The organism is Thalassospira australica (assembly GCF_000763295.1).
Classification (GTDB): domain Bacteria; phylum Pseudomonadota; class Alphaproteobacteria; order Rhodospirillales; family Thalassospiraceae; genus Thalassospira; species Thalassospira australica.
On the sequence record NZ_JRJE01000005.1, the window covers coordinates 195072 to 216291 of the forward strand.

The 21220-nt window shown below is 54.9% G+C and carries 20 protein-coding genes; 5 read left to right on the forward strand and 15 right to left on the reverse strand.

Going from position 1 to position 21220, the window contains the following annotated elements; translation table 11 throughout:
* Position 1: 1 nt before the first annotated feature.
* The 3 genes from metW to JF44_RS0105130 all read left to right on the forward strand — a co-directional run bounded on the left by metW (position 2) and on the right by JF44_RS0105130 (position 1916).
* The gene (gene metW / locus JF44_RS0105120; protein ID WP_052065449.1) at positions 2-649 is read left to right on the forward strand and encodes a methionine biosynthesis protein MetW; all 648 of its coding nucleotides are present in this window, start codon (positions 2-4) and stop codon (positions 647-649) included.
* Positions 650-762: 113 nt separating this feature from the next.
* On the forward strand, positions 763-1608 hold the full coding sequence (locus JF44_RS0105125; RefSeq protein ID WP_238318376.1) for a hypothetical protein: 846 nt from the start codon (positions 763-765) through the stop codon (positions 1606-1608).
* A 20-nt stretch (positions 1609-1628) separates the two neighbouring features.
* Positions 1629-1916 (forward strand): hypothetical protein, encoded by a 288-nt coding sequence (locus JF44_RS0105130; RefSeq protein WP_033067871.1) that lies wholly within the window; start codon positions 1629-1631, stop codon positions 1914-1916.
* Positions 1917-1928: 12 nt separating this feature from the next.
* On the opposite strand, the gene JF44_RS0105135 is transcribed toward JF44_RS0105130, so the two are convergent.
* The 6 genes from JF44_RS0105135 to JF44_RS0105160 form a co-directional block, all read right to left on the reverse strand.
* The gene (locus JF44_RS0105135) at positions 1929-2384 is read right to left on the reverse strand and encodes a molybdenum cofactor biosynthesis protein MoaE (RefSeq protein WP_033067872.1); all 456 of its coding nucleotides are present in this window, start codon (positions 2382-2384) and stop codon (positions 1929-1931) included.
* A 24-nt stretch (positions 2385-2408) separates the two neighbouring features.
* The gene (pgsA, locus tag JF44_RS0105140; protein ID WP_033067873.1) at positions 2409-2960 is read right to left on the reverse strand and encodes a CDP-diacylglycerol--glycerol-3-phosphate 3-phosphatidyltransferase; all 552 of its coding nucleotides are present in this window, start codon (positions 2958-2960) and stop codon (positions 2409-2411) included.
* 164 nt (positions 2961-3124) lie between these two features.
* Entirely contained in the window at positions 3125-5062 is a 1938-nt protein-coding gene (gene uvrC, locus JF44_RS0105145) for an excinuclease ABC subunit UvrC (RefSeq protein ID WP_033067874.1), read from the reverse strand.
* A gap of 477 nt (positions 5063-5539) precedes the next feature.
* On the reverse strand, positions 5540-5980 hold the full coding sequence (gene folB, locus JF44_RS0105150; RefSeq protein ID WP_156111598.1) for a dihydroneopterin aldolase: 441 nt from the start codon (positions 5978-5980) through the stop codon (positions 5540-5542).
* Between the two features lie 103 nt (positions 5981-6083).
* Complete coding sequence (locus JF44_RS0105155) at positions 6084-6854, reverse strand: SDR family oxidoreductase (RefSeq protein ID WP_052065450.1); 771 nt, start codon at positions 6852-6854, stop codon at positions 6084-6086.
* A gap of 70 nt (positions 6855-6924) precedes the next feature.
* A complete protein-coding gene (locus JF44_RS0105160) occupies positions 6925-7887 on the reverse strand; it encodes a calcium/sodium antiporter (RefSeq protein WP_033067876.1) in 963 nt (320 codons plus the stop codon).
* A 317-nt stretch (positions 7888-8204) separates the two neighbouring features.
* Between JF44_RS0105160 and JF44_RS0105165 the strand changes: the two genes are divergently transcribed.
* Entirely contained in the window at positions 8205-9953 is a 1749-nt protein-coding gene (locus JF44_RS0105165) for a cation:proton antiporter domain-containing protein (RefSeq protein ID WP_033067952.1), read from the forward strand.
* An 84-nt stretch (positions 9954-10037) separates the two neighbouring features.
* Here the strand turns inward: JF44_RS0105165 and phoB are convergent, their stop codons facing one another.
* The 6 genes from phoB to JF44_RS0105195 form a co-directional block, all read right to left on the reverse strand.
* Positions 10038-10736, reverse strand: coding sequence for a phosphate regulon transcriptional regulator PhoB (gene phoB, locus JF44_RS0105170; RefSeq protein ID WP_033067877.1), 699 nt, complete (start codon positions 10734-10736; stop codon positions 10038-10040).
* A 17-nt stretch (positions 10737-10753) separates the two neighbouring features.
* On the reverse strand, positions 10754-11476 hold the full coding sequence (phoU, locus tag JF44_RS0105175) for a phosphate signaling complex protein PhoU (protein ID WP_033067878.1): 723 nt from the start codon (positions 11474-11476) through the stop codon (positions 10754-10756).
* A 22-nt stretch (positions 11477-11498) separates the two neighbouring features.
* Positions 11499-12302, reverse strand: a complete 804-nt coding sequence (gene pstB / locus JF44_RS0105180; protein ID WP_033067879.1) for a phosphate ABC transporter ATP-binding protein PstB — start codon at positions 12300-12302, stop codon at positions 11499-11501.
* Between the two features lies 1 nt (position 12303).
* Positions 12304-13653 carry a phosphate ABC transporter permease PstA gene (gene pstA / locus JF44_RS0105185; protein ID WP_033067880.1) on the reverse strand — a complete coding sequence of 450 codons (1350 nt, stop codon included), beginning with the start codon at positions 13651-13653 and terminating at the stop codon, positions 12304-12306.
* Complete coding sequence (gene pstC, locus JF44_RS0105190) at positions 13646-15025, reverse strand: phosphate ABC transporter permease subunit PstC (RefSeq protein ID WP_033067881.1); 1380 nt, start codon at positions 15023-15025, stop codon at positions 13646-13648. The genes pstA and pstC overlap by 8 nt, the downstream gene beginning before the upstream one ends.
* Before the next feature lie 135 nt (positions 15026-15160).
* Positions 15161-16195, reverse strand: a complete 1035-nt coding sequence (locus JF44_RS0105195) for a PstS family phosphate ABC transporter substrate-binding protein (RefSeq protein WP_033067882.1) — start codon at positions 16193-16195, stop codon at positions 15161-15163.
* Between the two features lie 423 nt (positions 16196-16618).
* On the opposite strand from JF44_RS0105195, the gene JF44_RS0105200 reads away from it, so the two are divergent.
* On the forward strand, positions 16619-16921 hold the full coding sequence (locus tag JF44_RS0105200; RefSeq protein WP_033067883.1) for a hypothetical protein: 303 nt from the start codon (positions 16619-16621) through the stop codon (positions 16919-16921).
* Between the two features lie 109 nt (positions 16922-17030).
* Here the strand turns inward: JF44_RS0105200 and glcF are convergent, their stop codons facing one another.
* From glcF to JF44_RS0105215, 3 genes are all read right to left on the reverse strand, one after another.
* Positions 17031-18362, reverse strand: coding sequence for a glycolate oxidase subunit GlcF (glcF, locus tag JF44_RS0105205; protein ID WP_033067884.1), 1332 nt, complete (start codon positions 18360-18362; stop codon positions 17031-17033).
* Complete coding sequence (gene glcE / locus JF44_RS0105210; RefSeq protein ID WP_033067885.1) at positions 18362-19621, reverse strand: glycolate oxidase subunit GlcE; 1260 nt, start codon at positions 19619-19621, stop codon at positions 18362-18364. The genes glcF and glcE overlap by 1 nt, the downstream gene beginning before the upstream one ends.
* Positions 19622-19719: 98 nt before the next feature.
* A complete protein-coding gene (locus tag JF44_RS0105215; protein WP_033067886.1) occupies positions 19720-21204 on the reverse strand; it encodes an FAD-linked oxidase C-terminal domain-containing protein in 1485 nt (494 codons plus the stop codon).
* Between the last annotated feature and the right edge of the window lie 16 nt (positions 21205-21220).

Below are 21220 nucleotides of genomic sequence, written 5' to 3' on the forward strand. Positions count from 1 at the left end.
CATGAACGATACCATCTCAAACGGCGCGGCCTTGCCCGCCCATAGTGACCGCATCCGTGTCGATCTGCAGCTGATTGCCGATATGGTCGAACCGGGCACGCGTGTTCTTGATATCGGCTGCAGCGACGGGGAACTTCTGGGCTATCTGACCCGCACCAAGAATGTTGATGGCCGCGGACTTGAACTGTCCAACGAAGGGGTGCGCAATTGCGTTGCAAAGGGACTGCCGGTGATGCAGGGCGATGCGGACCGCGACCTTGGCGATTACCCCGATGGGGCGTTTGACTACGCGATCCTAAGCCAGACGCTTCAGGCGACACATCGCCCGAAAGAGGTTCTTTCCGAACTGTTGCGCATTGGCAAAAAGGCGATTGTGTCCTTTCCGAATTTCGGGCATTGGCGCGCACGGTTTGATTTGATGTTTCGCGGGCGCATGCCACAAAACCCCAATCTGCCGATCATGTGGTACGAAACCCCGAACATCCACTTTTGCACGGTGCTTGATTTTGTCGCCATGTGTGAAGAGATGGGGCTGACCATTGAACGAAGCATGGTTCTGAATGAAAGTGGCTCAAAACTCAGTCTGGGCAGCCAGACCCGATTTTCCAACTTTTTGGGCAATCAGGCACTATTCATGCTGAGCAAATAATCAGATCGATTATTCATTTTCATTAAACAATCCCGCCTGCCAAATCACAAACCGATCCCGTCCCCGTCTGAAATCTGATGCCCGATCGGGCAAAATCATCAGACGGGGCCGAAATGACCTTTTCAATCCTCATACAATTTATCCGCCGCAGCCTTTTGATCGGCACGATCACCCTGCTTGCAGCGTGCAGCCAGAAGGCCGAGACGCTTAAACTTTCGGTGACACAGTTCGGCAGCGCGACCGAGCAGGCATTTGATAAATATGGCGATGCCTATCGCACCCAGTTCGCCCCCTTCCCGAAATCCGATATCGCACAGCGCAACACGTTTGTTACCAATATCAAGGACTTCACCGGTCAGGTCACACCAGCCAATATCGACATCCTGCTTGACCCCGATGCGGTAAAGGTCGATCCCGATGTCGCACGCCAATGGCAAGACACCCTGAAGGGGCTGCGCAGCCAGTATCGGCAGTTTGTCGCAATCTTTGACAATATCGAAGCGGGATCGGCGCTTGGCGCATCGGCGGTGACCAGATCCGGGCCAATATTGGAAAAACTGCGCAAACAGCTTGCGACCATCAGCAATGATTTCGCCCGCACCCCGCCACAATTCCTGACCCGGCGCAGCACCCTGATTGCCGAGCTGAACAAGATCCGCAGCCAGGACAGCAACACCCCCGAAGCGGAGCGTCTGCAGGTCGAGGCCTGGTGGCAGCAATGGAACAGCCTGATTGCGGCGGAAAGTGCCATGCAGGCCGAAACCCTGCGCGCCTTTGTCACGGCATCGGCATTGGGCGATAAGCTGCAAGGCCAGATCGATAATTATGCCAAGCTTGATATGGCATCGCTGATCACCGCAGTCGAAGACGGCATCAAGCTTTCTGATCAGATCGGCAAGCTTAGCCCGGCGGACCTCATCACACAGACCACCGGCCTGCTTGAAACGGCCACCAACTAGACAAGAAAGGGAATATTGCCATGAGCCAGACACTCGGTGCCTTGATTGCCGATGCGCAGGAGGCCTATGTCACGGCGGCGGTGACCTATCAAGGGGCCAGCATTGATCAGAAGGTGCAATCAAAGCCCGACCTTGATAAAGCCGCCAGTCACCTTGCAGCACTTCAGGCCAAGCAGCTTGATAGCGCAACCGAGGTCGATGCGGCGGACGAGGCGGAAATGGCCACACTGCGCCAGCAGGTCAATGATGCCGCCACCCTGCAAAGCGGCCTATTGAAACTGGTTTCGATCCTGTCGAAGTTTATCTGACAGACCCTGATTTCATTTCCAACGGTCGGCATCGGCATCATCAGATGCCTTTGCCGTGACCCACTTATCGCCGCCATCCGGGGTTTCTTCGCGTTTCCAGAACGGCGCGCGGGTTTTCAGGAAATCCATGATGAAGTCGCAGGCCTCAAAGGCCGCACGGCGATGGGCGGACAAGGTGATCACCAGAACAATGCGTTCACCGGGCAGCATCCTGCCAAACCGATGGACAATGCGCACATCATCCAGCGGCCAACGGTTTGCGGCCTCATCGGCGATCTTTTCAAGTTCGCGTTCGGTCATGCCCGGATAATGATCCAGCGTCAGGGCAGACACATCTTCCCCACCATGAATATCGCGCACCAGCCCGACAAAACTGACAGCAGCACCAATATCGGTGCGCCCACTCGTCAGGGCCGATAGCTCTGCCCCGGGATCAAAATCATGTTGTTGAACAGAAACGCGTGACATCAATGCTGCCCCGGGTTGCGAAAATTAGTCGAGATGTTTCAGGCCGGTCCGCAGATAGATATAGCCCGTCTGCACCGTCACAATTCCGGCAATCCAAAGCAGGATATCGCCGATCAGGATCGATGGGATCATTTCAGGTGACGCATCGCCAACCAGAAGGAAACCAATCGCCAAAATCTGGGCTGTGGTTTTCCATTTGGCAAGGACCGTGACCGGCAAGGGCACCTTGAGTTCGGCCAGATGTTCACGCAGGCCTGAAACCATGATTTCCCTGCACATGATCACAACAGCAGGCAAAACCGCCAACCCGGAAATTCGATCAAAGGACACCATCATCATCAGGGCGGCTGCAACCAACAGTTTGTCGGCAATCGGATCAAGGAACCGGCCAAGCGGGGAAACCACATTCATACTGCGCGCGAGATAGCCGTCAAAGAAATCGGTCACACCGGCAAAGGCAAACAGGGCAAAGCCAATCCAGTTCCCGACAGGGCCATCAATGTAAAACGATGCGACCAGTGCCGGGATCACGAAAATACGCGACATGGTCAGCAGATTGGGAATCTGGTTTTTCATAAACGGGCCTGTTTGACGGATTTTACGGCGACGACGTTATGGTCATGGTTATGGCATGGGCCACATCACCGCCCAAAGCCGCGCAATTATTAATGGCTTCAAGCACATACCACAAGGGCTGCTTTGCCATTGTTCGCAATCGCAACATTCAGGCGCGAAAGTGATCACTTTTCATCATGGAAATGATCATAAATCTTTCGAGCGAGTGCGGCACTGATGCCATCGACGGCCTCCAAGTCTGACAAACCGGCATCTGCAACCCCGCGGGCCGAACCGAAATGGTGCAGCAGTGCCTTTTTGCGGGCCCCACCCACGCCGGGCACCGAATCCAGAACACTTTTGCCGATCTGTTTGCCGCGTTTGGCACGATGGGTGCCAATCGCCCAACGGTGGGCTTCGTCGCGCAGGCGCTGGATAAAATAAAGCACCGGGTCTTTCATATCAAGCCGCACCGGGGCCTTGCCGGGGATGTGCAGGACTTCCTTGCCGGCGTTGCGATCCACCCCCTTGGCGACACCGACCAGCATGACGTCCTCGATCCCGAGGTCTTCGAGAACTTCGCGTGCCACGCCAAGCTGCCCCAAGCCCCCGTCAATCAGGCAAAGGTCCGGCCATGTGCCGTTTTCGCGGTCCGGGTCTTCTTTTTGTGCGCGGGCAAAACGGCGCGTTAAGACTTCGCGCATCATAGCAAAGTCATCGCCGGGTGCGATATCGCCCTTGATGTTGAATTTGCGATAGGCGCTTTTAACAAAGCCTTCGGGACCGGCGACAATCATGCCGCCCACCATATTGGTGCCCTGCGTGTGGGAGTTATCGTAAACCTCGATCCGTTCGGGCGTGCTTTCAAGATCAAGCTTGTCTGCCAGGTCTTCAAGCAATTTGCGCTGGGTCGCACTTTCGGCCATGCGCCGCCCCAGCGCATCCTTGGCATTGGTCAGGGCATGTTCGACCAGTTTGCGTTTGCCGCCACGCTTGGGCACAAGCAATTCGACCTTGCGATCGTTATTGACGCCAAGGGCGGTTTGAACCAGTTCCTGGCCTTCGATTTCATGGGACAGGAAAATTTGTTTGGGGGCGGGTTTGTCGGCATAGAACTGCCCGACGAAGGCCGACAGGATTTCCGGAATTTCGGCCGACTGTTCATGGCGCGGGAAATAGGACCGGTTGCCATAGTTCGAGCCGGAGCGGAAAAAGAACACCTGCACGCAGCTTTGCCCGCCTTCCTGATGCAGGGCAATGACATCGGCCTCTTCGACACCTTCGAGGTTGATGTCCTGATGGGACCGGATCTGGCTGAGCGCACGAATGCGGTCGCGATACATCGCGGCCTGCTCGAATTCCATCTTTTCAGACGCATCCATCATGTCAGCTTCGAGCTGCTTTAGGATTTTCTGGCTGCGCCCGGTCAGGAAATCGCGGCAGATATCAACAAGTTCGTCATATTCCGGTTTTGAGATGCGATCGACACACGGGGCGGCACAACGTTTGATTTGATAAAGCAAGCACGGGCGCGACCGGTTGGAAAACACCCCATCGGTGCAAGAGCGCAACAAAAAGGCGCGTTGCAAATGGTTGATGGTGTTATTGACCGCCCAGGCCGAGGCAAACGGGCCAAAGCAACTGCCATCCTTGGCGCGCGCACCGCGATGTTTGACGATGCGCGGATAATCGTGATCCTCGGTGATCAGGATATAGGGAAAGCTTTTGTCATCGCGCAGCAGGATATTGTAGCGCGGTTTGAGTTTCTTGATCAGGTTGGATTCAAGAAGGAGTGCCTCGGCCTCGGTATGGGTGGTGATGATTTCCATCTTCACCGTCTGGGCCACCATCCGGGCAATGCGGATAGGCAACTGCATGATCCGAGTATAGGAGACCACGCGTTTTTTAAGGTTCTTGGCCTTGCCGACATACAGAACCCGGTCCTTGTCATCGATCATGCGATAGACGCCCGGGGATCCGGGCATGGTTTTCAAGGCATGCTTGATGGCATCGACACCTCGCGCAGCGCCACCTTCGACAGTGTCCCCCTCAAGTGACAGACCGATTTCCCGTTTCGGGGCTTCTTCCCCGACAGGGCTTTCGGGGGAAACTGGTGGCTTCATAAAGGCACTCCGTCATCACCAAAGTCTGTTATCGTTCGGGTACGCTGCAACAGACAATAAAATACATTCAAAGTTGTGACGGCTGTCACAGGCAAAGGCGCTTTGGAACATAGTCTAAAAGATTAACATCACAACAGCATCACAGGGAATCGCCTGCCAAAAAAAGATGTCCACCAAGACTGTGGATAACTATGTGGGTAATAGGGGGGTGAGTTCCTACACCCCTTGAGAGTCTTAACGTTCTGTGAAGTGCCCAAATATTGAGCAAAACAACTAAGTCATTGTTTTATATAAATAAAAATACTGTCAACCTGAAATCATTCGGTAATACAGTCGTAAAAATCGAATATTTTCCTTTGATTCCAACTCGCCAAATGCATGTGCATAACGGGAATCACGATTCGCCCTAGAGGAATCACAGAGTCCCTTGGGTTGCCCATCTGAAAAAGTAAATTTTTTACCGAAATGCGACGTAAATTAGCGGGTGATATTGTGGCGTTCTATTTCCACACCGACGGCTGCTACGTCTTCAAACACGTCAAGCTTTTCAACCCTGACGATTACCTTGCGCACCCGTGTGTCGGCAAGACACATATCAGCAAGTTTTTCCCCAAGGGTTTCCACAAGGTTTGTGTGACCATCCTGGCAAATACGTCGGGTGCCAACCACAAGATCTTCGTAACTCAGCACTGTGGTGATGTCGTCGTTTTGAACACCGTCGCCCTCAAGCACCGCCAGATCAAGATTGATCCGCACGCGTTGCGGGGCTTCCTTTTCGTGATCATACACCCCGATAGAGGTGTGAATGATCATGTCACGCACAAAGACACGGCGCAGGTTGCCTGCCCTTTCTGCATGGGGCAGATCGGCAAAGGGCAATGTCGTAATTTTGGCATCCTGTTTTAGGCCTGCGGTCATATTCCGGTATTCCTTGTGCTGCTTTCTGGCATGGCCCAATGCACCATTACCATGCGTGTCCGGCCCATTAACTGGCAATAACCATAAACACGGTTGCCGGGCATCATTCGGTTGGCGTGTCGGCCGCGCCACTGGGCGCCCAATCAAGGTGCTGCCCGCCATCAAGGGCTAACATTTGCCCGGTGATGGCCGGTGCGGCAAGGAAAAACCGAACCGCGTCGCAAATCTCTTGCGGGTTTGTCCCGATTTTCAGAGGCGTTTTTGCACATTGCTGATCAAAAACTTCCTGTGTTTGTCGGGTACTAGGCAGTGCCGGCCCCGGTCCGATCCCATTCACACGAATTCTTGGTGCCAAGGCCAGTGCCAGCGTCTGGGTCAGGGTCCAAAGCCCGACTTTGGACAGGGTATAGGACATGAAATGCGGCGTCAGATTCCAAACCCGTTGATCAATCAGGTTAATGATCACCCCCTGACAGTCGTCGGGCAGATGTTGTGCGAACTGTTGGGACAGCACAAAAGGCGCGCGCAAATTGGCTTCCATATGCAGGTCCCAACTTTCGCGGGTCGTACTGTTCACATCATCATATTCAAAGGTCGACGCGTTATTGACCAGAACGCCAATCGGTCCAAGCGCGTCATGGGCCTTGGCAACCAAGCTGTGTGTGGCGTCTTCCTGCGAAAGATCGGCTGAAATCACACAGGCTTTCTGTCCAAGAGCCCGGACGTCCTCGGCCAGGGTTTCTGCGGCTTCACGCGATGTATGACAATGCAGGGCGATGTCGTATCCATTGCGCGCAAGATCCATCGTAACAGCCCGGCCAATCCGTTTGGCCGCACCGGTAATCAAAGCCGCCTTTGGTAATTGACCTGTCATTGCTGCCACGATCCTTTTCAAAACATCCAGAGGTTCCCGAGGTGCTGCCGCGAAAAACAGCACCGAACATCTATGCTACGACAAGTTGGAAGACATAGACCAGATAGGCAATCACGAATGCAATGCCGGTGATGCGCGAAATTTTGCGCATGGCATAGGCAACACCGAGCAAGCCCACGGTTACCGCAAGCATGATCCAGATATCGGAATTCATGATCTGATCAGGTACCGGAATAGGCGCAATCAGCGACACCCCGCCAATGATCACCAACAGGTTCAAAAGGTTTGAGCCAAACACATTGCCAAGTGCAACATCGGAATGCCCGCGAAAAGCCGCGACAATCGATGCGGCCAGTTCCGGAAGCGACGTTCCGAAGGCCACAAGGGTCAAGCCAATGACCGCTTCTGAAACGCCGAACTGGCGTGCCACCGAAACCCCGCCATCCACCAGCCATTCCGCGCCCACCATCAAACCGACAATCCCGATCAGGGTTGCGATAACCGGCTTGGCCCAACCCGACGGCTTTTCGCCGACTTCATCGACTTCATTTTCGTGCAGGTTGCTGGCCTCACTTGGTGATTTTTTGTCATGCTGATAGGTGAAATACCAGATCGCTGCCAACACACATAGCATGACCGCCCCGGCCCAGCGTTCAATCACGCCAAACATGCAAAATGCGATGAACAACACGGTTCCCAGCAGCATTGCCCCGCCGTCGCGCACCACTGTCACCCGGCTTGCCGCGACCGGCTTCAAAAGCGCGACCGCCCCCAAAATCAGCAGGATATTGGCAATATTGGACCCAACGACATTGCCCATCGCAAGGTCTGCTGTGTCTTTGAGCGTTGCGTTCAGGGAGACGACAAATTCCGGTGCGGATGTTCCCGCCGCCACAATCGTCAAACCGACGATCACCTTGGACACCCCAAGCAACAGGGCAAGGCCAACGGCCCCGCGCACAATAAATTCGCCGCCTGCGGTCAGAAGGACAAGGCCGGCAATAATCTGAAGATAGGGGATAAGCTGTTCCAAGATGTGTGCTCGTGTTGAAAGCGTTTTGATGTGCCTCTTTCGGCCTGCGGAACATGGCATTTGACAGGCCGAATGGCAAGCCATCAGGCGATGACAATCAAGACACATATGCCGATGCCAGCGAGATGTCGAAAGATCAAATCACCATGGCCCGCGCATCGACGGATTGGTGGCAGGGTCAGGGTCGAATTCGCAAATGACGCAAATTTCCACAGGACGATAAGGGTTATTTTCGTTATTGTCTTAGATGAGGCTCTAATCCTGTTGTTTTCAAATATTTAGGGGCCATGTCCCCGCTGCCTGCCGGATGGTTTGCCATGCATCACAGCGTCCTGTTCGAGCTGTTCCTGATTCTTGCTGCGGCAATCATCGCCGTACCGATTGCGCACAAATTGCGCGCCAATTCGATTATCGGTTTTCTGATCGGTGGTTTTTGCATCGGGCCGTTCGGCTTTGGCCTGATTACGGAACGCGAAGATATTTCCACGGTTGCCGAACTTGGCGTTGTTTTCCTGCTGTTCATGATCGGGCTGGAGCTTTCGCGTGAACGTTTGCGCGTCATTGGCGGGCGTTTTGCCGCACTCGGGCTGTTGCAAATTCTTGTATCCATGGCCGCCCTGCTTGGGGTGTTGATTGTCATGAAGCTTGCCCTGCCGACCGCACTGGTCATTGCCGGTGCGCTGGCATTGTCCTCAACGGCGATCATCCTCAAACAGCTTTCTGATGACCGGCAGCTTAACACCCGTTTCGGTCGCGCGGCCCTTGCGATCCTGTTGATGCAGGACGTGGCGGTTGGTCCGTTCCTGATCATGGTGCAGGCTGCGGGCAATGCCGGTACGGAAACCAGCCCGTGGATCAGCATTCTGCTTGGGTTTGGTTCGGTCGCTTTGCTGTTGCTGGTGGGGCGGTATTTGTTGCCCCGCCTGTTTCGCTATATCGCGTCGCTTAAAAACCCGGAACTGTTTGCCATCGGCACGCTTTTTGTGGTGCTTGCCGCCAGTACGCTCACCGAGGTTTCCGGACTGTCCATGGCGCTTGGCGCATTCATTGCCGGGGTCATGTTGGCCGAAACCGAATTTCGCCATCAGATCGAAGCCGATATTGCGCCCTTCCGCGGGGTGTTCCTGTCGCTGTTCTTTATGTCGGTCGGCATGTCGGTAAACAGCGATGTGGTTTACAACCAGTTCGGCAGCATTGTGATGTGGCTTGCATTGCTGCTGACAATCAAAACGGCTGTGCTTTTTGTTCTGGCACGCGTGATGCGTTTTGAAACCGGCTCTGCAATCCGGGTTGCGCTGAGCCTTGCGGCCGGGGGTGAATTTGCCTTTGTGATGCTTGCCCTTGCGGCCCAAAATGGTGCCGTGCCCATTGATATCGCAGCAATGCTGATCCCGGTTGTGGCGATTTCCATGGCGCTCACCCCGACACTGATCAATCTGGGCCACCGGATCGAGGACAAACTCCATCCCAAGGAAGAAGACCAGCTTGGCAAAATCGCCGAAGAGTCCGAGGGCATTCAACAGCATGTTCTGGTGATTGGCAGTGGGCGTGTGGGCCGCGTTCTTGCCCGAATGCTAAAAACGCAGGAAATACCATTTCTGGTCCTTGATAGTGATGCGCAACAGGTATCACGCGGTCGGGCAGAAGGCCTGCCGGTTTATTTCGCAGACGGATCAAGACCGGAAACATTCCGGGCAGCACACACCGACGAAGCAAAAATTGCGGTTGTTGCCATGGGGAACCCGCATGCGACCGAAAAAACCGTCGCCCTTTTGCGCCAACATTATCCGCATTTGAAGATTTTTGCCCGTGCGCAGGACATCACCCATATCGGCCCCCTGTCGCGTCATGGTGCGGATGCGGCCATCCCCGAAGTTCTGGAAACCGGCTTGCGCCTTTCGGATCATGTTCTGGCAGCTTGTGATGTGCCCCAGGAAGACATTGATGCCGAAATCGCCAAGTTTCGGCGGGCTGATATGCTGCTGATGAACGAACTGGCCCCACGCGCCCAGCGCAAACCAGGCGGCAACGAAACATCCGGCAAAGCCAAAGAAGACAAGGCCTAAGCCTAAGCCTAAGCCTGTAACATTGAAAAACCTCCGCTGCGGCCGGCAACGGAGGTTTTTTATCAGAAGCGTTTCGCGATGAAATCAGGCCGCTGTTTCGGAATCCAGCGCGTAGCCTGCTGCACGGACGGTGCGGATGATATCGCGGGTGCCCTTTACGTCATTCAGCGCCTTGCGCAAACGCCGGATATGGACGTCAACGGTACGGGTTTCGACATAAATATTCGGACCCCAGACCGCATTCAGCAGCTGTTCGCGCGAGAAAACGCGACCCGGATGCTCAAGGAAATAGCGCAGCAAACGGAATTCGGTCGGGCCAAGATGGATCGCCTTGCCATTGCGGCTGACACGGTGAGCCGCCAGATCCATTTCGATATCGGAATAGATCAACTGCCCCTGTGGTTGCGCCGGTCCGGATCGACGCAACAATGCGCGGATACGGGCCAGCAACTCGCCAATGGCAAATGGCTTGGTAACATAGTCATCAGCACCGGTATCAAGACCGCGGATACGGTCGCCCTCTTCGCCGCGTGCAGTCACCATAATCACCGGCAAATCGCGGCTTTCGGGTTTGCGGCGGATCTGGCGGCAGACCTCGATGCCCGACATGACGGGCAGCATCCAATCGAGCAAGACCAGATCGACGTGGGTCTCGGCCATGATTTTCAACGCTTCGTCACCGTCCCCGGCTTCGACGACCTGCATCCCCTCGCGTTCGAGGTTGTAGCGCAACATGGTTACGATTGCAGCTTCGTCCTCGACGATAAGAACCGTTGGGTCCATCTTCCTATGCTCCAGTGTCACTCATTCGGTTCGACGACAGCGAAGTTCGCTGCGTCGTTTTTTGGCCGGTCCGTACCCGGCAGGTCTTCGCCCTTGATACGATAGTAGATCGTTTCGGCGATGTTGGTGGCGTGATCCCCGATACGTTCGATGTTCTTGGCGATGAACAGCAAATGGGTCGACGCGGTAATGTTGCGCGGATCTTCCATCATGTAGGTCAGCAATTCGCGGAACAGCGAATTGTACATGTCATCAACTTCCTGATCGCGTTCCCAAACACGATGGGCCTTTTCGGCATCGCCTTCGATATAGGCGTCCAGGACATCCTTGATGATTTCCTGGGCCAGCTTGGCCATATTCGGGATCGCCTGAACCGGGCGGATCGGCGGGATCTGGTTTAGAACCTGTGCGCGTTTGGCGATGTTTTTGGCAAGATCACCAATACGTTCCAGATCGTTGGACAGCTTAAGCGCGGTCACAACATGGCGCAGGTCATCTGCCATCGGCTGACGCAGGGCAAGGAAGCGCACGACAAAGTCCTGTACTTCCTGTTCCAGCACATCGATGCGCTGATCAGACAGAATGACTTTTTCAGCCAGTTCGGAATCGCGTTTAACGATGGAACGGATGGCCGAAATAAGCTGACTTTCCGCAAGCCCGCCCATCTGCGAAATGATGTTATTGAGGCGCGTCAGCTCTTCGTCGAACGAACTTACAATATGTGTTTTGTCTTCAGACATCTCATCGTTCTCCTGACAGCGCTTAACCGAAGCGACCGGTAATGTAACCCTTGGTACGTTCGTCCTTCGGGTTGGTGAAGATCTGATCGGTTTCACCGACTTCAACCAGCTTGCCAAGGTGGAAGAACGCAGTGCGCTGCGACACACGTGCAGCCTGCTGCATGGAGTGCGTAACAATCACGATGGTGTAGTTCGAACGCAGCTCGTCGATCAGTTCTTCGACCTTGGCAGTCGCGATCGGATCAAGGGCCGAGCATGGTTCATCCATCAGAATGACTTCCGGGCTGACCGCCACCGCACGTGCAATGCAAAGACGCTGCTGCTGACCACCGGAAAGACCGGTTGCCGGTGACTGCAGGCGATCCTTGACTTCCTTGAGAAGCCCGGCACGTTCAAGCGAGGTCATGACGATCTCGTCAAGTTCGTCACGCGAGTTCACCAGACCATGGATACGCGGGCCATAGGCCACGTTGTCATAGATCGTTTTCGGGAACGGGTTCGGCTTCTGGAACACCATGCCGATACGCGCACGCAACTGAACCACGTCGATGCGTTTGTCATAGATGTCACGACCGTCAAGGGTGACGTCGCCCTTGATGGTGACACCGTCAATCGTGTCGTTCATGCGGTTCATGCACCGCAAGAAGGTCGATTTACCGCAACCCGACGGGCCAATCAGCGCGGTAACCTGCTTTTCGGCAATATCAAGGTTCACCTCGAAAAGGGCCTGATTATCGCTATAGAAAAGATCAAGGTTACGCGCGGTCATTTTCGGTTTTTCGACCGACGGCTCCGCCGTCATTGCGCTCTGGGATACAGCAGCCATTTTACCACTTCCGTTCAAATTTTTTGCGCAGATACACGGCCAGTCCATTCATCAGGACAAGGAAGGCCAGCAACACCATAATCGCTGCCGAGGTTTTCTCGACAAAGGCACGTTCCGGGCTATCCGCCCAAAGATAAATCTGCACCGGCAGAACCGTTGCCGGGTCCAAGGCACTGCCTGGCACATCAACAATGAAGGCCACCATGCCAATCATCAAAAGCGGGGCGGTTTCCCCCAATGCCTGAGCCATGCCAATGATCGTGCCCGTCAGAATGCCCGGCATTGCCAGCGGCAACACGTGATGGGTCACGGTCTGAACCGGGGATGCCCCAAGGCCAAGGGCGGCCTGACGGATCGACGGCGGCACCGCCTTGATCGCGGCACGCGATGCAATAATGATGGTCGGCAGCGTCATCAGCGCCAGCGTCAAACCACCGACAACCGGGGCCGAGCGCGGCAAATGCATGACATTGAGGTAAACTTCAAGACCGAGCAGACCGAACACAATCGACGGCACGGCAGCAAGGTTGTTGATATTGACCTCAACGATCTGGGTGAAGCGGTTCTTGGGGGCAAATTCCTCAAGATAGATCGCAGCCAGAACCCCGATCGGGAAGGAAAGCGCCAAGGTGACAATCAGGGTATAGAATGACCCGACAGCAGCCCCCCAAATACCGGCAAGCTCCGGCTCGCGGGAGTCACCATTGGTGAAGAAGCGCGCATGGAACTGCTTGTCAACAGCACCGTCTGCGACCAATTCGTTATACCAGCCCACTTCCTGATCGTTCAGGCGACGGTCGCCCTCGGGCACTGCCGGATCGATATAGCCTTTGTTGAGCATATCGAAGTCATCGCCCGAAATAAGCCAGACGGACCGTGTCTGACCAATCAAGCTCGGGTTTTCAAGAACCCGCTCGCGCAGGTCATAGGACGCGCCGCCAGACACAATGCCATAAAGGTTTCGCTTGTCGCGCCGTGCCGTAACATCGGGGAACCGTTCCCGCAGGGCCGACTTGATCAAACCATCATAATTCGCACGTCCGATCACTTCGGGATCGCCCGTACCATCGGGGTCGATCACCGATTTGTCGAAGGTCACCTCAAGCTGAACATAGGTTTGGTAAAAGGCACTGTAGCCTTTGGAACCGATTGAACCTGCCAGAACAAAGAGGGCTGTAAGTGCGAGAAAAATCGCAGCAAGACCATAAATTTTGAACCGGCGCTCAGCAGCGTAACGTTTTTTAATGTTGCGGGCGATCTTGGGGCTATCCCAGTCAACCGGCTTGCGCAGATTGTCAGAGATCACCTTGGCCGCAGCTCTGTCTTCCATAAGAGATGCCATATCAGTCATATTTCTCGCGATACTTCTGAACAACCTTAAGGGCAAATACATTCAAACCCAAGGTGACAAGGAAAAGAACCAGCCCCAACGCAAAGGCCGAGAGGGTTTTGGCACTGTCAAACTCCTGGTCACCGACCAGAAGGGTCACAATCTGCACGGTTACGGTTGTTACAGCCTGAAGCGGGTTGGCTGTCATATTTGCAGCCAAACCGGCTGCCATCACAACAATCATCGTTTCACCAATCGCACGCGACACCGCCAAAAGAACGGCACCAACGATCCCCGGCAAAGCCGCCGGGAAAATCACGTTGCGAATGGTTTCGGATTTTGTCGCCCCCAAACCATAGGAGCCATCCCGCAACGATTTGGGCACCTGCGACATCACGTCATCTGACAGGGATGATACGAACGGGATAATCATCACGCCCATCACAAGACCCGCTGCAAGGGCACTTTCCGAACTGACGTCAAGGCCAAGCACGGCACCATTGTCACGCAGGAAAGGCGCCACGGTGAGTGCGGCAAAGAAGCCATACACAACGGTCGGTACGCCTGCGAGAATTTCAAGCGCCGGTTTGGCAACCGCGCGGAATTTCGGCGAGGCATATTCGCCCATGTAAATGGCCGAGAACAAACCGATCGGAACCGCAACACACATGGCAATCAGGGTGATCAGCAGCGTACCGGCAAACAGCGGGATCGCGCCAAATGCGCCTTCGGAGGCCACCTGATCGTCACGGATCGCCGTCTGGGGGCTCCATTCCAGCCCAAAGAGGAACTCAAGCGGGCTGACCTTGGTAAAGAAGTGCATCGCTTCGAACAAAAGCGAAAAAACAATCCCGACAGTCGAAAGGATCGCAATCGCCGAACAGCCAATCATCACGTAACGTGCAATGCGCTCGATATTATTGCGCGCGCGCATCTCGGCTTCGATTTTGCGATAGGAAACGGCAAGGCCAAGAACTGCTGCACTCAGGATCACGACAACCAGGGCGACATTTGCGACCGTCTGCAAGTTGCCAAGTCTGCGGCCGGCATCAATAATTTCCGGTGAAACCGACAGGTGTTCACCGTTACCTGCAGCAATCAGCGAAATACTGTTGAGCGCAAGTGACAGTTGACCCGAGTCGTTGACAATTTCAGCCGGCAGGTCAGAAATGATCAGGGTTTCGATCACTGTCCCCTGAAACATGTACCAGATCAAAATCAAAAACAGTGCGGGGATACCGCACCATGCCGCTGTGTAAGCTCCGTAATGAGCTGGCAACGAGTGAAGATTGCTATGTCGGCCGCCCGAAAGAGCCACAGCCCGCTGGCGTCCAAAATAAAAGGACAAAGCACAAAGCGCGGCAACCGCGAGCAACAGGAAAGACAGGGACATTATTTTTAATCCGTTCGCCAGGTGAGCCTGCAGAAGTCAGTTCGAAAGGCCAATAGGACAGAAAGAATAAACAAATCAAGGCAGAAAACAAAGAAACCGATGGCAGCGAATGCTGCCACCGGTTGAAAGATCGCGTTACATGCTCAGCGGCGAAAGGTTCATCGCTGCATTGCGTACTGCTTCACGCTCAGCTGCATCCATCGGGATGAGGCCACGGTCAGCAAGATAGCCTTCGTCACCCCAAGCTTTGTCTGCGGTGAACTCAGCAAGATATTCCTTGATACCCGGAATGGTACCAACGTGTGCGTTCTTGACGTAGAAGAACAGCGAGCGGGAAACCGGGTAAGAACCGTCAGAAATTGCTTCGAAGGTCGGAGCAACACCAGAGATCATCGAACCCTGAAGTTTGTCGCCGTTCTGATCAAGGAAGGAGAAACCGAAGATGCCAAATGCATCTTTGTTGGCTTCAAGTTTCTGAACGATCAGGTTGTCGTTCTCGCCAGCTTCAACGTAGCCGCCGTCTTCACGAACGCCAGCGCAAACTGCTTCGAACTGGTCTTCGTTGGTTTCTTCAAGAGCAGCAATAACCGGGAAGCTTTCGCAAGCTTCTTCAAGTACCAGCTCGGTGAAAGCATCACGGGTACCCGAGGTCGGCGGCGGGCCAAGAACTTCGATTTTCGCGTCCGGAAGGCTCGGATCAATTTCTGACCAGGTGGTGTACGGGTTGTCGATCAGCGACTGGCCGTCTTTTGACGGAACAGTTTTCGCAAGAGCGAGGAAAATCTGTTCTTTGGTCAGGTCGATCTGCTCAGAAGCGTTGGAGTTCGACAGGACGATACCGTCGTAACCAACTTTAACTTCGGTAACTTCCGAAATGCCGTTTTCAGCACATTTCTCAACTTCGGACTTCTTGATGCGACGCGAAGCATTGGTGATGTCCGGGTGCTGTTCGCCAACACCGGCGCAGAACAGCTTCAGACCACCGCCAGAACCGGTCGATTCAATAACCGGCGTTTTGAAGGAGGTGGTTTTACCGAATTCTTCTGCAACTGCGGTTGCAAACGGGAAGACGGTGGACGAACCAACGATACGAATCTGGTCGCGTGCTTCGGCAGCGCCAGCAAAGGCAACGCTCATAAGCGCCGCAACAGCAAGAGTCTTCTTCATCATAAATTCCCCAATGGTAGTTCCACTTCGGAACGGTGCAACGATCTGCGAGGCGGACTCTAACGCTGGGTGCTTACGGTATTGTGTCGCTTTTGTTAACGTTATGTGACAACGTATCAGAGCGGTAAAAACACTCGTGTATTTCATTTAAAAACAAATACTTAGTTTAGTTTTGCGTTCACCTGAAAATGAATATTTTCACATCAACATGGCCCATAAGCGTTGATGTGCGATGGGCTTGCGCGATCATTGTAACAATCACTGTAACAATTGCCGCCAAGAAGCGATAACGCCGCGCCAACCGCCGGGACCGATGATTAATTCCAGCAAGCTCTTTACACGGCCCGCGTTCCACGCAACTGTTGTTCAGGCACGGGTCAAACATGCAGTGCGTCTGTCTGCGCACCGCCATAACAGGAGAAAGACATGAGCAACGCCTCGATCGACGAGATTCAGGAACTGATCCAGAAGCTGTCTGGCGAACTTGGGGAAATGTCCGAGGCGGCATCACGTCATATCGATGACCTGCATATCGCCGTGAATAATGTCGCGTCTCATGTTCTGGCGATCGAAGCTGTTCTGTCGCTGGTGGCACAAAAGGTCGATATCGACGAAGCCGACGCGATCAAATGGATCCGCGACAAGACGGCAGCCTATGCCGAAGACAGCAGCGAAGGATCCGCTGCCGAGGGCATTGCCCAAAGTCTGCTGGGCAAAGAAGGGCAATAACCGCTACCGCTGCCTCCGCCTGACTGCGGCAACCGCGCATCTTGTAAAATACAAAAGGACGGCAGATGGTCATTCCTGCCGTCCTTTTCATGCTTGATACCTTGTTGCTTTACCCTGCCTGCCCGGCGAAATTGGCATCCATCGGGGGGCTGAGCTTTTCGGGCACCGGCCCACCTGCGGCCCAGTCAAGCAGCTGAACGGTATGCAGCACCTTTAAGTCATCCGTTTCGATTTGCACCATGCAGCCGATGTTGCCGGTCGCAACCAGATCAGGTTGGGTTGCACGGATATTGCCGCGCTTGCGTTCCTGAAGCTGGCTCGCGATTTCGGGCTGCAGCAGGTTGTAAACCCCGGCAGACCCGCAGCACAGATGCCCTTCGGCGATCTCCACCACATCGAACCCGGCCTTTTTCAACAGATCGCGTGGCGGACGGGTGATCTTTTGACCATGCTGCATCGAGCACGCCGAATGATAGGCCACACGCGGGCTCCCATGGGTGGCCCCGGCAAAGACGGCGGCATCAATATCCAGCCCCGCCAGATATTCGGTAATATCCTTGGCAAGACTCGATACGGTGGCGGCCTTGTCGGCATAGGCCGGATCATGACGCAGCATATGCCCGTAATCCTTGACCGTGGTGCCACACCCCGATGCGGTGATTACGATGGCATCAAGGCCCTCGCCAGCAAGTTCAGCCGACCATGCGTCGATATTGCCCTTGGCCTGATGATGGGATTGTTCTTCCTTGCCCATATGATGGACAAGCGAGCCACAACATCCTGCCCCCTTGGCAACAACCACCTCGATGCCTAGGCGGGTGAGTAGACGAACCGTCGATTCGTTGATTTCGGTTTCAAGCACCTGCTGAGCACAACCGGTTAGGATGGCGACACGGCCCTTGCGTTCCCCGACTGCCGGAATGACCTGCGGTTTATCGACCCAACTGGATGGCGGCATGGGACGTGCGCCCATCTTGACCATGCCCTTAAGCCGACCGGGCATCAGCCGTGCAAAGGGGGCAGCAAACCTGGCCCCGATCAGCGACAACCGGAACAGGGTCGGGTTTGGCACGACAATCGACAGCAACTTACGCAGCAAACGGTCCCCCAAGGGGCGTTCATAGTTTTCCTCGATGTGGGCGCGCGCGTTATCAATCAGGTGCATATAATCCACACCAGATGGACAGGTGGTGGTACAGGACAAACAGGACAGGCAACGATCAAGATGTTTGACCACCTTTTCGGTTGCCGGTTTGTCGTTTTCCAGCATGTCCTTGATCAGATAAATCCGCCCACGCGGGCTATCAAGTTCGTCGCCCAGTGTCACAAATGTCGGGCAGGTCGCAGTACAAAAACCGCAATGTACGCATTTGCGCAGGATCTGTTCGCTTTCGGCGATGACCGGATTTTCAAGCTGGGCCGGGGTGAAGTTGGTTTGCATTATGCGCCCTCCCCGCTTTGATGACCGGGCATAAGCCGCCCGGGATTAAGAATACCCTTTGGATCAAAGTTCTCCTTGATCCGGGCATTGATCTGCGCCAGTGCTGCGTTCTCTGCATGGAAGACCGGAACCGTTTCCCGGATTTCGTCGGAGGCCCGCACCAGATCGGCCTGCCCGCCTGCATCCGCCGCGATGTCACGGATGGAACCGGCCATTGCATCGGGTGCATCTGTTGCGGATACCTGCAACCAGATCAGACCACCGGCCCAATCCATCATCGCACGCCCCCCGGTTTGTGCCATCAGACGCGCGCAGACCTCGCCGCCGCTGGCGGGCGGGACGGACACGCGCCACAACAGGCTGTTCTTGTTTGCGGATGCCTTGAACGGTGCAACGTCAGCAACAACATGCCAGATACGCTGACTGTGGGCTTCGGGCACTTCGTGACATTCCCCGAAACCGTCAAGCGCACGGCACAAGGCCTCTGCCCGCCAGGCAACAGATGGCTTTGGCCCTTCCAGGCGCAGGACAACCAACCCGCTGCCATATTCGCCGGTCAGTGGCACATCAAGGTGGCTGGCATCTTCGGGCGCAATCCAGGCGGCGGCGGAAACTTCGTTCTCGCTGCGCATTGCCAATGTCATCGCCTTTCCGGCGGCGCGCGGATCACTGCAGGTTACGATGACGGTCGCAGAGGTTTCATCACATGGCATGACCTTAAGTGTGACCGTATGCATCACCCCAAGCGTCCCAAACGACCCGGACATCAGTTTGGACAGATCAAAACCGGTGACGTTTTTCATCACCCGGCCGCCGGATTTGAAATCCTCTCCGCGACCGGAAACGGCTTCAAACCCCAAAACATGATCGCGCGCCGAACCGACCTTGATCCGCCGTGGCCCGGCAACATTACAGGCCACAAGACCACCGATGGTTCCCAAATCAGCCCCTGTAGCGCCGTTTAACAACGCCGGGAGGTTTCCGGGTTCAAAATGAAATTGCTGGTTCTTTTCCGCCAAGGTGGTCTTTATATCCGCCAGCGGGGTTCCCGCATGGGCGGAAATCACCAATTCTTCCGGTTCATAAAACAGAATGCCGGACAGTTTGGAGCAATCAAGCACGGCATTGGTTTTAACAGCATGGCCAAATGCGCGTTTGCTGCCTGATCCGATGATTTCAAGCGGGGTCTCTGATCCAAGCGCCCAACCAACCGCGTCACGCAGTTGTTCCGGCGTGGTGGGGGAAAGCACATCCACCATTGTCTCTCTTTTCCTCTCCTGAGCCGGTCTGATCAGATTTGCGGGAACTGATCGGATGGCTTTTGTTTTTGTTACTTTTGTCTTGTTTATTGGCGCATCTAAAAGCGCGGGATATCCGGAAACTTGTCGGCCACGGCCTTGGCATGCAGGGTTTTAAGCTCCCCACAGCCGTGCAAGGTCGGGAAAACCTTGCCGGGATTGAGCAACTGGCCCTCGTCAAAGGCCATCTTGATGCGTTCCTGATGTTTCATGTCATCAGTTGTGAACATTTCGCCCATCAGATCGCGCTTTTCGACCCCGATGCCATGTTCGCCCGACAGAACCCCGCCGACCCCGACACAAAGCTTGAGGATATCGGCACCAAAGGCCTCGGCCTTTTCAAGGTCGCCGGGTTTGTTGGCATCAAACATGATCAGCGGATGCAAATTGCCGTCACCAGCATGGAAGACATTGGCAACGCCAAGACCGTGTTGTTTTGACAGGTTCTGCATGCCGGTCAGGACTTCGGACAGGCGTCCACGCGGGATGGTGCCATCCATGCACATATAGTCGGGTGAAATTCGGCCGATGGCGGGAAAGGCGTTTTTCCGCCCCGACCAGAACAGCAAACGTTCTTCTTCGCTTTCGGAAATGCGCGAATAGACCGCACCACAATCCTTGGCGATCTTGCCGACCCGTTCGATCAGGTAGTCGACCTCGACCAACGGGCCATCAAGTTCGACAAGCAGCAATGCTTCGACATCAAGCGGGTAACCTGCCTGAACGAATTCTTCGGTCGCCTTGATCGCCGGGGCATCCATCATTTCAAGACCGCCCGGAATGATCCCGGCCGCAATGATGGCGGCAACGCAATTGCCGCCTTCTTCGGATGAATTAAAGCCCAGCAACAATGCGCGCGCGGTTTCAGGTTTGCGCAGAATGCGTACCGTCACCTCGGTCACAATGCCAAGCAGCCCTTCGGAGCCTGTAATAATGCCAAGCAGGTCATAGCCCGCCTGATCAAGCCCCTTGCCGCCGATGCGCAGGATTTCACCTTCGATGGTGACCATTTCAACGCCCAGCACATTGTTGGTGGTAAGCCCGTATTTCAGGCAATGCACCCCGCCGGAATTTTCGGCGATGTTGCCGCCAATCGAACAGGCGATCTGACTGGACGGGTCAGGTGCGTAATAGAAACCTTCGTGTTCGACCGCGCGCGTGATGCCAAGGTTGGTGACACCGGGCTGCACGACGGCTGCCCGGTTGTCCCAATCAATGTCGAGCACGCGATTGAATTTCATCATACTAATCGTGATCGCATCGGCCATTGGCAATGCACCACCGGACAAGCCGGTGCCTGCACCGCGCGGAACGACACGGATTTTATTCGTATGACAATATTTCAGGATGTCTGCGACCTGTTGTGTGTTTTCAGGCAGCACAACAATCATCGGCAGTTGCCGATAGGCCATCAGCCCATCGCATTCATAGGGCCTGAGCTGATCATCATCGACAATCACCCCACCCGGTGACGGGATAATGTCCCGCATGGCCGTGATGATATCCTTGCGACGTGCAAGCGTGTTTTGATCAGGCTCAGGCATCCTAAGCATCGGTTTT

Coding starts and splice junctions, on each gene's coding strand:
- metW (WP_052065449.1), top strand. CDS start 2: ATGAACGATACCATCTCAAACGGCGCGGCCTTGCCCGCCCATAGTGAC.
- JF44_RS0105125 (WP_238318376.1), top strand. CDS start 763: ATGACCTTTTCAATCCTCATACAATTTATCCGCCGCAGCCTTTTGATC.
- JF44_RS0105130 (WP_033067871.1), top strand. CDS start 1,629: ATGAGCCAGACACTCGGTGCCTTGATTGCCGATGCGCAGGAGGCCTAT.
- JF44_RS0105135 (WP_033067872.1), bottom strand. CDS start 2,384: ATGTCACGCGTTTCTGTTCAACAACATGATTTTGATCCCGGGGCAGAG.
- pgsA (WP_033067873.1), bottom strand. CDS start 2,960: ATGAAAAACCAGATTCCCAATCTGCTGACCATGTCGCGTATTTTCGTG.
- uvrC (WP_033067874.1), bottom strand. CDS start 5,062: ATGAAGCCACCAGTTTCCCCCGAAAGCCCTGTCGGGGAAGAAGCCCCG.
- folB (WP_156111598.1), bottom strand. CDS start 5,980: ATGACCGCAGGCCTAAAACAGGATGCCAAAATTACGACATTGCCCTTT.
- JF44_RS0105155 (WP_052065450.1), bottom strand. CDS start 6,854: ATGACAGGTCAATTACCAAAGGCGGCTTTGATTACCGGTGCGGCCAAA.
- JF44_RS0105165 (WP_033067952.1), top strand. CDS start 8,205: ATGCATCACAGCGTCCTGTTCGAGCTGTTCCTGATTCTTGCTGCGGCA.
- phoB (WP_033067877.1), bottom strand. CDS start 10,736: ATGGACCCAACGGTTCTTATCGTCGAGGACGAAGCTGCAATCGTAACC.
- phoU (WP_033067878.1), bottom strand. CDS start 11,476: ATGTCTGAAGACAAAACACATATTGTAAGTTCGTTCGACGAAGAGCTG.
- pstB (WP_033067879.1), bottom strand. CDS start 12,302: ATGGCTGCTGTATCCCAGAGCGCAATGACGGCGGAGCCGTCGGTCGAA.
- pstA (WP_033067880.1), bottom strand. CDS start 13,653: ATGACTGATATGGCATCTCTTATGGAAGACAGAGCTGCGGCCAAGGTG.
- pstC (WP_033067881.1), bottom strand. CDS start 15,025: ATGTCCCTGTCTTTCCTGTTGCTCGCGGTTGCCGCGCTTTGTGCTTTG.
- JF44_RS0105195 (WP_033067882.1), bottom strand. CDS start 16,195: ATGATGAAGAAGACTCTTGCTGTTGCGGCGCTTATGAGCGTTGCCTTT.
- JF44_RS0105200 (WP_033067883.1), top strand. CDS start 16,619: ATGAGCAACGCCTCGATCGACGAGATTCAGGAACTGATCCAGAAGCTG.
- glcF (WP_033067884.1), bottom strand. CDS start 18,362: ATGCAAACCAACTTCACCCCGGCCCAGCTTGAAAATCCGGTCATCGCC.
- glcE (WP_033067885.1), bottom strand. CDS start 19,621: ATGGTGGATGTGCTTTCCCCCACCACGCCGGAACAACTGCGTGACGCG.
- JF44_RS0105215 (WP_033067886.1), bottom strand. CDS start 21,204: ATGCCTGAGCCTGATCAAAACACGCTTGCACGTCGCAAGGATATCATC.